Below are 12,893 nucleotides of genomic sequence, written 5' to 3'. Positions count from 1 at the left end.
TAACCTCTATATCTTTAGTTGCTATTGGAACATTGACCACTGAAAAAAGTTTATTGTTTTCCAACTTTAGCCATGGTGGTGGGGTATAACCCTCCGCAAAGCGCAGTTCATAAGGCATATTTTCATATTCGGGCCATACATCACGATTGGCTACAAAATCATGGGCAAAAGGCTGACCAGGAATAAGTAAAGGTAGTTGGGGATTATCCTGCCTAAATCGAGGAGTAAGGCTTTCATCGATACTAACTTGCAAAGGAACTCTTATTTTTTCAGAATCGCCTCCGGTATGCGTATTGGCATGCAAGGTAATATAATATTTTTTACCCACGGCATGTTCAGGAATGTATCCCTCTAATATTTTTGGATTTTGCGAGGAAATCTGTATTCTAAATGCTTTTGCATCATCAATTTTTTCAAGTTTAGGCTCAATTTGATCAATCTTTACGGCAAAAGAAGGGTCTTGAGCAGGATCCTTAAGGTATTGTGATAAATCAACAGAAAATTGCGCGCCTACGGATTGCTCTAATTCAAACGGCTCAATGCGTGGCCTTTTACTGCTATCATAGGCTACCGGTATTCTCAGTGGGTATGGCTTTGAATCCCCCCCCGTATTGGAAGTAGCAGTAACGGTTAGTATTGCCATATCCCCGGCCAATGCAGGGTTTGGCTCCCCTTCAAGTACCAAATGATTTTCGGCACTCAACGCCAAACCTGACTTAACTTTAGAATTGTCATCAATTTTAAACGTTACTTGATTGGTGATATTAAATCCAGGTACATTTTCAAGCAAAGTCATTAAATTGAGCTGGTATTTTTTATAGGGTGTGGCGCTAAAAATAGAATTATTAGATTTAAAACGAGGTTTATTTTTTTCATTGTATTGCACATTAATGGTCATTTCGACTAATGATGTCAAACTTTGGCCATTAGTTGCCCCTACCAGAAATTTAAAACTCCCCGCCTTATTAGGGGTACCTTTAAAAGAGAAGTCGTTGGGATCAAAAGAAAGCCCTAAATTATTTAATTCGCTTAGATGCTGGGGATTCATACGTAGAGAAACAGGAGCCTTACTATTAACGCTTTCCCAATAATTGGTTACTGCATTGCTTAACAGATATTGAAATCCTACCCCCACGGTAGCGTTTTGCGGTGCAATGACCTGCATTGAGAGAGGCCTACGTACTACGGTGGTTGTAAAAGGAGGCGTGACAAAGGGCTTGTCAAAAGGATCTCTACAATGCGCTCTCTTGCCAAAGACACGGTACTTAAGAAAACCGCTTATAGTAGTCCCAATGCCCTTTCCCGTGATAACTGCGACCATGTCACATTCACCACTGTGCCAGGTCGCTTTATCTCCCGTAACCGCAGGGCACTTACCGCTGACATTAGCAACATAAATACGACCATTGCTCACATTTGACCATACTTTGTTTCTACGCAAATGCACGTAACTCATATGCATGGGAACGCGCAACACCTGGCCATCATAAATGGTCGCTGGAAATCCTTGTGGAAAACTAAATTGAACGAAAGGAGAAAGACATGATGAAAAACTTTCCTGCGGATGTTCTTCAGCCCAGCAAACACCCCACAACAACATAAAACAAAACAACACTAATTTGTTCACAACCAAATCCTTTAAACAAAAATAACCGGGCACATCAACACCAAACAGTGATGCGAATTAATGATTTTTTGGTTTAAAACTCATGTGTCACACAGGAAATAGAGAAAAAGCAGGAGGATGAGAAAAAAGGTGCGATGTTGGCTAACTAGCGATAGTGTGCATTCCATAAGTTGGTTCTTGTATATTTTCTTCATGATTAATTCCGTAATTTCCATGGCATCTTCCAAGCCAGGGGGGTATCCTAATCAATTGGTGCCGCGAGGTCAATAAAAAATATTACTTTTTATTAGCTTAATTATGCAAAATCAATACTATTTAATATCAAAATGTGTGACTTAGCGATAATCTGCCTCTTTTTTAATTAGTACACGTAAATCTCTAGTACGTCCTTATATCTCCTTGAGCCGCCCCTGATTGATGCATTGATATACCAAAGGCGATAAAAAACCAACCCCAATGGCCACCAATTACATATAACGGACATATAAAGCACTTAAAACCATGATCGACACAAATTCACACTGATCAGACAAAAACACCCCATATGATTAACAATAAATCAGAATTTAATTGTATCAATTTGGCACAAAACAAATTACAATGTCGAATTAAAGACCTAATTGGAAGTTAATTTCTATGAACTATTACTTTGACACTCCAGAAAAAAGCCTTGGAGATAAAGCATATACCCAAAGAAAATACCCAACCGCTTTAAAACACTATACCAAAGCCAAAGAACTTCTCATCAACATGGCATTAGAGAAAAACTTTAACAAGGATGAGTGTTATTATGACAATCTGGCGTTTGTTTTGGGTGAACTGATTATTACTTCCGCTGAAATTCTTTTAGATTGCTGCGAAATAAAATTGGATAATAAAGAAATATCCAAGAAATGGAACCTCATTCCTGGCTTATGTAAAGAAATGGACTCTATTTATGCGCAAATTAGCCATAATACGGAGCTTAATACAGATAAAGAAAGAATGAACGTGGTATATAATGCACTTGCCAATGCATGTAAAGAAGTCAGCCATCACTTTGTTCTGTCTATAAAAAAATCAGCCTCTGCAGAGAAAATTACTAATGCCTTAGAGTGGTTTTCACGAACACAACGCTACCGGAGCAAGACAGGGGGGACTGCAGACATTGAGCAGCATTTTAGCTATTTAGAATTATTAGCGAATGGATTTGACTATTCTCAAGATCTTCAATTTATAAAGAAAATTAAAACGTATGTAACGGAAAACTCATTACATCAATTAAGCTCTTTGTCTGCCGAACAAAAGCTTACAGTTCTATACTATCAATTTTTAGCTGCAACCCAAAATAAAGATGAAGAAGTTCATGAATTAAAAAAACAGTTTGAGCAATTTAAAAGAACGTCACAGAAAATAACCAGTAAACATCTTATTTCAAAATTCAATCAGCTAATTGACAATATGTCATCTGAAGACAGCGATGATGACTTCGATATTTTACCTAATCCAGAAAAAGCAAAAAAATATAATCGTATCATCGAAGATGATTCTGAGGATGAAATCTTGGATGAAGTAAAAGAACATCAACAAGAAACGGTCGTTAGTCGAGGAGGAAAAGCTAAAAAAATAAAGCTATCCCAGGCTACATCAACCACCGAACATCAAGACGTTTCAACAACAAAAATGATTAAAAAAAACCTTAAAGCCAAAAAGGTAGTAAAGCGCCCTACAGATTTGACTGCTGATGCGGCAGAGACGTTAAGCCAAATGTCCAAAATGTCCGATAATGACCATGAGCTCGATAACCCCAGGAAGCGTCATCAGAATACTCGCGCGGAAGAGCAAATGCCCTCAAAATTTAAAAAAACACAGCTAACCGACAAGAACAAGGATGATACAGAGCAAAATGTATTCGATGGTATTGAAGATCCTGCATCAGAAAATTCTTTTGCTGTATTTCCTGACAACGGCCCTTCATTAGAAGAACAACCCATACAAGTAAGCAATAGACTTCTATCACATACACCGTTTACATTTTTCAGCACGACACATACACAGCAAGCCTCAACCAGTACAGCCCCGGTGCCATTGCTGCAAAAGCATGTCGCATTTAAGCAAGTTATCGTAGAAATCGCGAAAAATTATAAGAGTAGTGAATTTTTAGCTAATTTATTATCACTAATTGGCGACTTCTATTCAAAATCATGCCCATCATTATTGACTTTAACAAATGCTCAAGTGATGGCAAATTCATTCTATACGACCACTTTAGTACTCAGCACAAATCATGTTGTAGCTCTTTGTAGACTGCAAAAAAACTCTAAAGCAGAAGGTTCCTCTTCAACTTATGCATCAACAGCTCCCCAAGATATTATGTCCATCTTTTCTCAAACGATAGAAGATAATATTACTCAAATTCAAGAAATTCCTAATCTGGATCCCGATCAAATAAATAAGCTATTTGATGAGCTTGTTCATTTTATTGCAAAGCAAATTAATAAACTCAATCTTGCCGGCAGTAAATCTCAACTCTTAGCTGAATTAATAACGACAAAATATGAGTTGATATTAGCAAAACAAGTAAATACTTGGCATGAAGAAATCAACCCCGCACAAAATTTTTTGAACATGAAATAGCATAGTCCGTGTTGCGAAATGTTTTGAATAGGAAGGCCTGAAGGTGATTTTGCTGAAAACTAAAAAGAATAACTATTCACCCTACATTTCGCAGCACATGAAAAACACAATCAATTTAACATAAAATAAATCCGGTTGGCGCTGTACGCTTAGGATGTTCTCCGTCTTTTTTTCAAAAACAGAGTAATGAATTGGCATATTTGGATCAAACTTAACTCAAAAATACTCCTTGCCTATTTATAACCTCAAGAGATCAAATGAAACTTAATACTGGTTGGATTCCCGCTCGCCAGGCTGACCATCGCGCTCACTTCGTATTATTTAATAACATAAAATTTTGAATAAGTACCTGAATCCATCCCCCTTCAAAAATGAGCTATAATTTACACTGCCCGCACTATAATAACGCATTAAAATAAGTGCTATTCGTTAGTGCACCCGGGATCATAACCAATGGTGAATCTGTGGGGAATTAGTCGTATGGCAGCATTAGCAGAGGAAAATGAAAACCGGCAATTAAAGGACATCATCATTCAATTACGAGTGAAATTAGAAGCAAACCATATGGAAATGCAACGGAGAATTGAGAAAGAGCGTTCGGATTATAACCAAATTATTATACAGCTCCAGACCTCAATCGTTGAATTAAGAAATGAGTTGGAAAATATCAAACACCGCCATCTAAAGAGTTGGGAAGAATTAAAAAAAGATAAAAATAATGAGATTTACCAACTCCAAGAGACAATAAGGGAATTGAGAAACATATTAGAAAAGGCAAATTTCATTGACGACCAAACTAAATAAATTTTTAGTTCTGGAGTCATTTTAAGAATCAGAAAAATACTTTTTGAGAAATTAAAATGCGCGATGTTGTACGTTATAAGAATATGAATTCCAAAAAATTTTACATGCTATTGTCACATATCTATCGTGATTTGGCAGCCACCTCGAATTTGAAAGAAATCACCAAAAAGCTTATTGACGTCACGGTTGATGTAATCGGCTGTGAACGTGGCACCATCTTTTTGAATGATCAAAAAACCAATGAGCTTTATTCCTTCATTGCCCAAGGTGATTTGCATTTCGAAATAAGAATCCTCAACAACAGTGGTCTGGCTGGTTGGACCTTTACCAATAATGAAGCGGTTTTCTTAACTGATGTTGATATAGATGAGCGTCATAATAAGCAGGTAGATAAAATTACTGGGTTTCAAACCCGCAGTATTCTGTGCGTGCCACTAAGAAATGCCAATAATGAACTCATTGGCGTTACGCAAATGCTTAACAAAATCGATGGTGATTTTTCTGACTCCGACGTCAACTTTGTGCAAACCCTGACTGAACATGCAGCGATGGCTATTCAAAATCAATTGACCATTGAACAAATCGAATTATGCCATCAAAAAGACTTACATTTTTTGGAAACCATTTCCAATGTTTCGTCAGAAATTAATTTATCTTTACTGTTAGAAAAAATCATCGACACCGTCACCAAAGCCTTGGATGCCGAACGCTCAACTCTATTCATCAATGATGAAAAAACCAATGAATTATTTACCGAAGCCGGTATTGGTTTAGCCAAAAAACAAATACGCTTCCCGAATCATTTAGGGATTGCCGGCTCCACTTTTACCAGTGGTGAAGTGATTAATATACCGCATGCCTATGCCGATTTGCGTTTTAATCCTTCCGTTGACCGACAAACTGGCTTCTTTACCCGCTCGATCTTGTCCGCACCGGTAAAAAATAAGAATGGTAAAGTCATTGGTGTTACCCAGGTTTTGAATAAACGACGCGGTGAATTTAACTCCGATGATGAATCACAACTGTTAGCGATTAACTCGCAAATATCCATTTCTATTGAAAATGCCAAACTCTTTGATGAAGTGCAAAGTATCAAAAATTACAATGAAAGTATTCTTGAAAGTATGACGAATACGGTATTAACCCTGAATACCAACAATCAAATTGTCACCTGCAATCGTGCAGGGATGAAAATGTTGAATCTCACGTCCCTCAATCCGCTGATGTTAAAAGATATTTCCATATTATTTGGCGACGATCCGAATAATTTAGTCGAAAAAATTACCACCATCAATCATGAATCCTCACAAGTAAGACAGGAAGTCATGATGGATGTTGAGCTGGAATTGATGCATGTGAAAATTACCGCAAACATAACCATTGTTCCCTTAATCAACGCCAATAATGAGCGTTTGGGTACCATGATTATGATTGAAGACATTAGTTCTGAAAAGCGAATGAAATCAACGATGTCGCGTTATATGAGTCCTGATTTAACCGAAAAACTATTGCAATCCAGTGATTACTCTTTAGGAGGCACCAGCACCCTTGCTACCGTCCTATTTTCCGATATTCGCAATTTTACCACGCTGTCCGAATCGTTGGGGGCAGAAGAAACGGTGAAGCTATTGAATGAATATTTTTCCTTAATGGTTGATTGCATTCAAAATGAAGGAGGAATGTTAGATAAGTTCATTGGCGACTCCGTCATGGCAGTTTTTGGCAACCCCTTCCCGCACGATGACGATCCTGACCGTGCCCTACGGGCCGCCATTGCCATGATGCATGCCTTGGATGAATTAAATCAGCATCGCATGGAGCGTGACTTGCCGCTGCTTGATCACAGCATTGGGATTAACACCGATAAAATAGTCGCTGGTAATATTGGCTCGAATAAACGCATGGATTTTACGGTGATTGGTGATGGAGTGAACCTGGCCTCACGCATTGAAGGCCTATGCAAACACTATGGTGCGAATATTCTCATTAGTGAGTTTACCTATGAGCGCTTAAAGTCTACTTACCGCATGCGCCCGATTGATAAGGTTATTGTTAAAGGCAAAAATAAAGCGGTTTCGATTTATGAAGTAATTAACTTTTATGATCAAAAAATAGTTCCTCATCAAATTGATGTCATTACCCATTTCAATAATGGCATCGAATTTTATAATAGTGCGCAATGGGATAAGGCCATTTCTTGTTTTGAGGCGGCATTAACCTTGCACCCTAATGATAAGCCTTCACGTGTGTACATTGAACGCTGCAAGATTCTGAAAGAACAACCCGTTGATGCAGAATGGTGTGGTGTTTGGAAAATGTTGAGTAAATAGTGCATTCTCGAGATTGATTTAGGCCTTTGGGACATTTTGATTACACGGCGGAAACAATAATCATGTGCTAAAGTAATAATTGTTGCATAAAAAATATTGTTAACAATTAGTTATGGATAAATGGCACTTAACATGGAATCGGCAAAAAACACTTTGTTTAAAAAGAGCATGATTACGACCTTATTAGTTTGGGAGGCAACTGCATTTGCAGCACCGCCAAACTCAGGACAATTAGTGATAATTAACGGCTTGGATAATTTAACTGCAGCTAATGCGAATACTAATTCACGCTCTAACATTATGGTTCAGGTGTATGACACCCATACCCCGACAGCCCCCTGTTACACCGTACAACGACTGGGCTATTATAATGTTGTCACGATTAAATGGCAGGCGAATGGAGTTCATAGTGCCTCTTCTTGTGCGGGCACAGATATTGGTACTGTGGCCATTTCTAAAGTAGTAATTACTCCTATAAATAAGCTGATTAATAACCGCGCCACCATTGTTTATGATGCCATAGTCGACACCAGTGTCCCTAAGGCAACAGCCGACCCCATTGACTTTACTCCGCCAACAACTATTTATACCAACATGACCTTGCTGATTAATGGCAGCGGCATTCCCAACACCGTTGGCCAAACTGCGAGTTCGACAAATTGGGGATTTACGGTAACGCCAACCGCCCCTGTTTTTGATGTGAGTACTGGGGGCGTTAAGTGCAACCGGTGTTCCAGGTGTGGTTGGAGCTTATGGTATAAGCGCTGAAAAAGTGATGCGACATTATGGCATTATTCCTTTTCATACAGCCGCGAATAAGGATGAGCTGTTCTAGCTAAGAATAGATATGAACATGAAAAATAATTTATTAAAAGCAATGTTTTTTTTCGTCTTACTCACCTCACAAACAATTTTTGCTATCACTCCAAGTGCCGGACAATTAGTCATTATTAACACTCTTGGTAGTGACGGAGGCGTGGGGAATTCGGGATTAACACAGTCCAACATCATGATCAAAGTCTATGATCATGCGAACAGCATGCAACCGTGCACCACCGTTAAAAGTCTTGCTTACGGTGGGGTCACTGTCGTCAGGTGGGCGTCAACAGGGGTGCACAGTACGACTTTTTGTACGGGTACAGGTCCTGGGACCGCAGCCATTTTTCAAGTGCAAATTACCCCACTGCCAAGGCTTATTGGTAATACCAGTCAGGTTATCTATGATGCAACAGCTCAGCTACCACAATCCAGCGCCAATCCGATTATCGTTACGCCACCAACAACGATTTACGGAAATATAGTTTTAGTGGTTAATGGTAATGGCACGCCCGTTACGACCAGTGGACAAACCGCAGATGCAACACATTGGGGATTTACGGTCAATCCGGCAACTCCCCTTTTTGATTCAGGTAATGGCGGAATATTAACTACGGGGATCCCCGGAGTTTCTGGTGCTTATGGTTTAGAGGCAGAAAAAATTTTAACGCGTTATGATATTCAGAGCGTATTGTAGCCTGAAGGAAGCTTATGAGCATCTGACTCAACAAAGCATCGAGCCAGACCAGAAATTAATGTTGGGTCAGAAGAGCAAAACCTGCGATTGCAAAATTTCTTAGCGATTATTTAACAACAACTTTAGCGAGTACAGAGGTTAAACCTTTGGCATAAAGGCTATTATTGGTAATTTGGTATATCACTAAGACTTTATGGTCTAAATAATTTCCGAAGCATTCGCTAGCAATAGTTAATTATCGCGACCAAATTGCATCACCACATTAACAGTCAAACCAGGAGCTATAGATAAAGTGCCTTTAGCACCCCCAGAGTTTTGGGCAAAATCACCAGCAATATCACCGTATTCAGTATGGATAATGGTAACCCCATTAACACAAGTTCCAGTTAAATGTTTTTCACTATGCGAAGGGCAAACAAAATTTCCAGAATCCTTGTCCGAAACCACTTCCACTGTAAAATTACCGGCACTATCTAAAGGGCTAATAACACCAGCACCATGATAAGCGCATTCACCAATGACCCAATTGCTTGCGGTACCGGTTCCTGACCAACGCCCAGTGAGATGCTCACACGCATTGGAGGTTGAGGAATAAAAAGTAAAATCAGCATAAGAAATTTGTGCTAAAAATAAGGTTGCGATGACACATCCCTTCAGTATGTTTTGTTTTTTCATTTTTTCGCCTTGAAAATTATCCCTAAAAACAAACGCAACATGACTTGCGACCGAAAAAAATCAAAACCACCTTACACAACTTAGGAGCGCTTGGCAAATTAATAGCGAAGGGAAAAAATGAATGTTCGTTTAGTGAATAAATTTTATTGGCGAAAACTGTAGCAACTGTCTTGAAATGATATTAAAGACAATTGCCAGGATATTTCTCTTATATTGAGGCTACCACTGTCCCACATTTTGTGCAGAGACCCATGGTTCTTGGAGGGGTAAGGGTTCTCCTTTTTGTAGCAGTTCAATGGAAATGTTATCGGGGGAGCGGATAAAGGCCATGTAACCATCACGTGGAGGTCGATTAATCACAACTCCCGCACGGCCCAAACGCAGGCAGGTATCGTAGATATTATCGACGCAATAGGCTAGATGGCCAAAATTGCGTCCTACTGTGTAAGGTTGGGGGTCCCAGTTATAGGTCAGTTCCAGCAAAGGAGCCTGTGTTTTTTTAGCCGGATCTACATCTCCTGGGGCGGCTAAAAAAACTAAAGTATATCGCCCTTGCTCATGCTCAGTTCGTTTTATTTCAACCAAACCTAGCTTATTACAATAAAAATCTAAAGATTCATCCAGATTGGTCACTCGAACCATAGTGTGCAAGTAGTGCATGACTTATTCTCCCTAAAAAAATCGCCTGATACTGTTCATAAAAAGTTAGTATATACATAAATGATAACAAAATACCCGTAATCGCGATGCTACATCAAAAACCCATTAACACACCCAAATTGCTCACAATTTAACCAAATCCTGATTTTAGCGTCTATACTTACAGTGTGGAACTTATTATCCAAGCATGGGTAGTAAGTAATGTTTATTAACCTGTCAAAGGAAATAACATGCCTGATAAGATCCAGCATACAGCAGCCAGTCTGCACCAAAAAATGCTAGCTCGTTATGGTGATGAGCTGCATCACAAACACAACAAACACCACCTATCATATCGCAAACATTATCGATCCCATCCGTGCAACCAGAACAATAATGTCGATGAAGAAAACTCTAGCGGCTCAACGGGGCTGTTGCGTGAACTTAAACTAAAAAAAATGAGAAAGCGACCCGATAAAGGACAAGTCCATTAATTGTAAAAAGCCATAACCTGTGTTCGCTTGCGAACCCAGGTGGCACGTTCTTAATTTCTATTTTTGATAAACAAGGTACTTAAGCACCTTAACCACATGACGTACACCGGCGGTATGACGAGTGAAATTAATCACCGTCGCCGCCTCATTCGGGCGAACATCTCCCATCAGGTAAACAATACCATCGGAAGTAACCACCTTAAATGCATTCGGATCAATCGATGCATCCGCAAAAATTTGGCTGCGAATTTTAGTAGTGATCCAATTATCCTCCATGGAGTTCGGTGGATTATTATCAACACGCACTTCATTGAACATGCGTCGAGTCCCTTCTACTTGATCTAAGCGTCGTTGTAATTCAGCATGCATGCTTTGAGTGGGTACATGGCCTGCGATGAGAACATCCCCATTAAACACCGCGATATCAAGCGGAGAACGGCTGTCTTTAAACAATTTATCAACGGTTATCGCATTATTTACTTTAACGTATAAACGATAATCATCCAGTTTCTTATAGACATCATGACGGTCATATACCAAATTAGCTCCTGTCCAGATACTGCTGCAGCCAGACAGGCACCAAAAGCTAAAAATGACCAGTATTTGCAAACATCCCTGCTTTAACATGGTAACTAACGAATGTATTGGAAAATTTTAACTACTTTTCTTACCCCATTAACGCGTCGAGCCACATCAACAGCTAAAGCGGCTTGTTGATCAGTCACTACCCCCATGAGATAGACCACGCCATTTTCAGTCACGATACGAACAGAGCCGGACTCCAATCCTTTTCTAGCAAGCATACTGCTTCTAACCTGTCCAGTAATCCAACTGTCTTTAGTACGTTGTGTTAACGGTATGGGATAGCCAACTGTTACTTCATCATAAACCCGCTCAACACCAGGCCCATTGTGTGCAATTTTTTCTGCTAAAACACGCAAGGAGGCGCTGGGAGTTTGTCCAACCAAGAGCACTATGCGGTTAAAACTAGTTACCTCAATGCGTGAGTCACTAAATTGACGATTGGTCACAATGTTTTTATGAATCACATGGAATAAACGGGCATCCGCTTCCATAGTCACTACACCGCGTCGGTCATAAACCATACCTACCGCAGCACCGGTGACAACAGCCGCCACACAGCCTGTGAGTAAACTAGAAACTAAAACAAAGATAATGGATTTTAATTTTAGACTCATTTTTTATCCTAAAACTTGGCCAAATAAAGACTGATCAATTAAATCACAAAAACAATGCAATATGAACAAATGCATTTCTCGGATACGGGCAGCATTATCGGATGCCACGCGCACTTCGATATCTTCTGGACCTAAATGATTCGCAAGTACCCCACCATCACGTCCACTTAGCGCTATCGTATCCATGCCGCGCTCATTAGCCGCTTGTAATGCATGGATCATGCTGTCTGAATTGCCTGCAGTGGTTAATAGCAACAAGACATCTTGCTCTTGCCCTAAAGCTTGGATTTGGCGAGCAAAGACCTGGCTGTAGTGGAGTTCATTAGCAAAAGAACTGATGGTAGTTGCATCCGCACTTAGATTAAATACAGGCAACGAAGGACGTTCTACCTCAAAATGATTAAACATCGCGCTCGCAAAGTGCATGCAATTGGCACTCGAGCCGCCATTGCCACAAATTAATATTTTGCCATCACCCAACAAACAATTCACCAAACGCAGTCCCGCTTTAGCAATCGTGTCAGATAAGGCATCTGCTAATGCTATTTTTGTTTCGATATGTGTGCCGAAGAGGTGTCTTACTCTTTCTTCCAGTTGAACCATATTTTAACCTTAATAATTATTCTCTATTGAATAAACTAATAATCCAGACCAAAAGCATCTTTTATCCAGGTAATTGATGCTGGCTTGCCATCGATGCTAATCACATCAAAACGCAAGGCAAATTTATTCTGTAACTTATGAACCATCGCATAATGCATTGCCGATTTTAATATTTTTTGCCGCTTAGCATAAGTAATACTTGCCAGACCGCCGCCAAAAGCAGCAGAAACGCGAGAGCGAACCTCAACAAAAACCAAATGCTCGCGGTCGCGCATAATTAAATCAATTTCGCCCAACTTGCAATGATAATTTTGGCCAACCAACTTAAGTCCTTGCGCGGTCAAATAATTTATCGCCTGTTCTTCCGCAATGCGTCCTTTCTCTTGTGTCAGC

Annotated in this window: 13 protein-coding genes; 6 read left to right on the top strand and 7 right to left on the bottom strand. The window is 39.7% G+C overall.

Translation table 11 applies throughout. The annotated features are described in order from the left end of the window. Positions 1-1,627: hypothetical protein (locus ACQY7T_RS13815; RefSeq protein WP_428414108.1), on the bottom strand; the 1,627-nt coding region annotated here is incomplete at its 3' end. 636 nt (positions 1,628-2,263) lie between these two features. On the opposite strand from ACQY7T_RS13815, the gene ACQY7T_RS13810 reads away from it, so the two are divergent. The 5 genes from ACQY7T_RS13810 to ACQY7T_RS13790 all read left to right on the top strand — a co-directional run bounded on the left by ACQY7T_RS13810 (position 2,264) and on the right by ACQY7T_RS13790 (position 8,890). Next, complete coding sequence (locus ACQY7T_RS13810) at positions 2,264-4,243, top strand: hypothetical protein (RefSeq protein ID WP_428414107.1); 1,980 nt, start codon at positions 2,264-2,266, stop codon at positions 4,241-4,243. A gap of 480 nt (positions 4,244-4,723) precedes the next feature. Then, positions 4,724-5,047, top strand: coding sequence for a hypothetical protein (locus ACQY7T_RS13805; protein WP_428414106.1), 324 nt, complete (start codon positions 4,724-4,726; stop codon positions 5,045-5,047). Between the two features lie 56 nt (positions 5,048-5,103). Continuing rightward, complete coding sequence (locus tag ACQY7T_RS13800; protein ID WP_428414105.1) at positions 5,104-7,377, top strand: GAF domain-containing protein; 2,274 nt, start codon at positions 5,104-5,106, stop codon at positions 7,375-7,377. A 120-nt stretch (positions 7,378-7,497) separates the two neighbouring features. Beyond that, positions 7,498-8,145 (top strand): hypothetical protein, encoded by a 648-nt coding sequence (locus ACQY7T_RS13795; protein ID WP_428414104.1) that lies wholly within the window; start codon positions 7,498-7,500, stop codon positions 8,143-8,145. Between the two features lie 85 nt (positions 8,146-8,230). After that, positions 8,231-8,890, top strand: coding sequence for a hypothetical protein (locus tag ACQY7T_RS13790; protein WP_428414103.1), 660 nt, complete (start codon positions 8,231-8,233; stop codon positions 8,888-8,890). A 231-nt stretch (positions 8,891-9,121) separates the two neighbouring features. Here the strand turns inward: ACQY7T_RS13790 and ACQY7T_RS13785 are convergent, their stop codons facing one another. Together ACQY7T_RS13785 and ACQY7T_RS13780 are read right to left on the bottom strand one after the other, a co-directional pair. Further along, positions 9,122-9,565, bottom strand: a complete 444-nt coding sequence (locus tag ACQY7T_RS13785; RefSeq protein ID WP_428414102.1) for a hypothetical protein — start codon at positions 9,563-9,565, stop codon at positions 9,122-9,124. 219 nt (positions 9,566-9,784) lie between these two features. After that, the gene (locus ACQY7T_RS13780) at positions 9,785-10,225 is read right to left on the bottom strand and encodes a VOC family protein (RefSeq protein WP_428414101.1); all 441 of its coding nucleotides are present in this window, start codon (positions 10,223-10,225) and stop codon (positions 9,785-9,787) included. A 230-nt stretch (positions 10,226-10,455) separates the two neighbouring features. On the opposite strand from ACQY7T_RS13780, the gene ACQY7T_RS13775 reads away from it, so the two are divergent. After that, complete coding sequence (locus tag ACQY7T_RS13775; protein ID WP_428414100.1) at positions 10,456-10,698, top strand: hypothetical protein; 243 nt, start codon at positions 10,456-10,458, stop codon at positions 10,696-10,698. Between the two features lie 57 nt (positions 10,699-10,755). Here ACQY7T_RS13775 and ACQY7T_RS13770 read toward each other — a convergent pair whose 3' ends face one another. Genes ACQY7T_RS13770 through ACQY7T_RS13755 form a run of 4 tightly spaced genes read right to left on the bottom strand, consistent with a single transcriptional unit; the run spans position 10,756 to position 12,892 of the window. Continuing rightward, the gene (locus tag ACQY7T_RS13770) at positions 10,756-11,325 is read right to left on the bottom strand and encodes a BON domain-containing protein (protein WP_428414099.1); all 570 of its coding nucleotides are present in this window, start codon (positions 11,323-11,325) and stop codon (positions 10,756-10,758) included. A 5-nt stretch (positions 11,326-11,330) separates the two neighbouring features. Beyond that, positions 11,331-11,897, bottom strand: coding sequence for a BON domain-containing protein (locus ACQY7T_RS13765; protein ID WP_428414098.1), 567 nt, complete (start codon positions 11,895-11,897; stop codon positions 11,331-11,333). Between the two features lie 3 nt (positions 11,898-11,900). Continuing rightward, positions 11,901-12,500, bottom strand: coding sequence for a D-sedoheptulose-7-phosphate isomerase (locus ACQY7T_RS13760; RefSeq protein WP_428414097.1), 600 nt, complete (start codon positions 12,498-12,500; stop codon positions 11,901-11,903). 35 nt (positions 12,501-12,535) lie between these two features. Then, entirely contained in the window at positions 12,536-12,892 is a 357-nt protein-coding gene (locus ACQY7T_RS13755; RefSeq protein ID WP_428414109.1) for a YraN family protein, read from the bottom strand. Position 12,893: the final 1 nt, after the last annotated feature.

Origin of the sequence: Legionella sp. (assembly GCF_965140895.1) — a bacterium.
In the GTDB taxonomy this organism is placed as follows: domain Bacteria; phylum Pseudomonadota; class Gammaproteobacteria; order Legionellales; family Legionellaceae; genus Legionella.
This window is presented reverse-complemented; position numbering and strand designations above follow the sequence as displayed.

Coding starts and splice junctions, on each gene's coding strand:
- ACQY7T_RS13770 (WP_428414099.1), bottom strand. CDS start 11,325: ATGTTAAAGCAGGGATGTTTGCAAATACTGGTCATTTTTAGCTTTTGG.
- ACQY7T_RS13800 (WP_428414105.1), top strand. CDS start 5,104: ATGCGCGATGTTGTACGTTATAAGAATATGAATTCCAAAAAATTTTAC.
- ACQY7T_RS13790 (WP_428414103.1), top strand. CDS start 8,231: ATGAAAAATAATTTATTAAAAGCAATGTTTTTTTTCGTCTTACTCACC.
- ACQY7T_RS13785 (WP_428414102.1), bottom strand. CDS start 9,565: ATGAAAAAACAAAACATACTGAAGGGATGTGTCATCGCAACCTTATTT.
- ACQY7T_RS13765 (WP_428414098.1), bottom strand. CDS start 11,897: ATGAGTCTAAAATTAAAATCCATTATCTTTGTTTTAGTTTCTAGTTTA.
- ACQY7T_RS13760 (WP_428414097.1), bottom strand. CDS start 12,500: ATGGTTCAACTGGAAGAAAGAGTAAGACACCTCTTCGGCACACATATC.
- ACQY7T_RS13810 (WP_428414107.1), top strand. CDS start 2,264: ATGAACTATTACTTTGACACTCCAGAAAAAAGCCTTGGAGATAAAGCA.
- ACQY7T_RS13780 (WP_428414101.1), bottom strand. CDS start 10,225: ATGCACTACTTGCACACTATGGTTCGAGTGACCAATCTGGATGAATCT.
- ACQY7T_RS13775 (WP_428414100.1), top strand. CDS start 10,456: ATGCCTGATAAGATCCAGCATACAGCAGCCAGTCTGCACCAAAAAATG.
- ACQY7T_RS13805 (WP_428414106.1), top strand. CDS start 4,724: ATGGCAGCATTAGCAGAGGAAAATGAAAACCGGCAATTAAAGGACATC.
- ACQY7T_RS13795 (WP_428414104.1), top strand. CDS start 7,498: ATGGCACTTAACATGGAATCGGCAAAAAACACTTTGTTTAAAAAGAGC.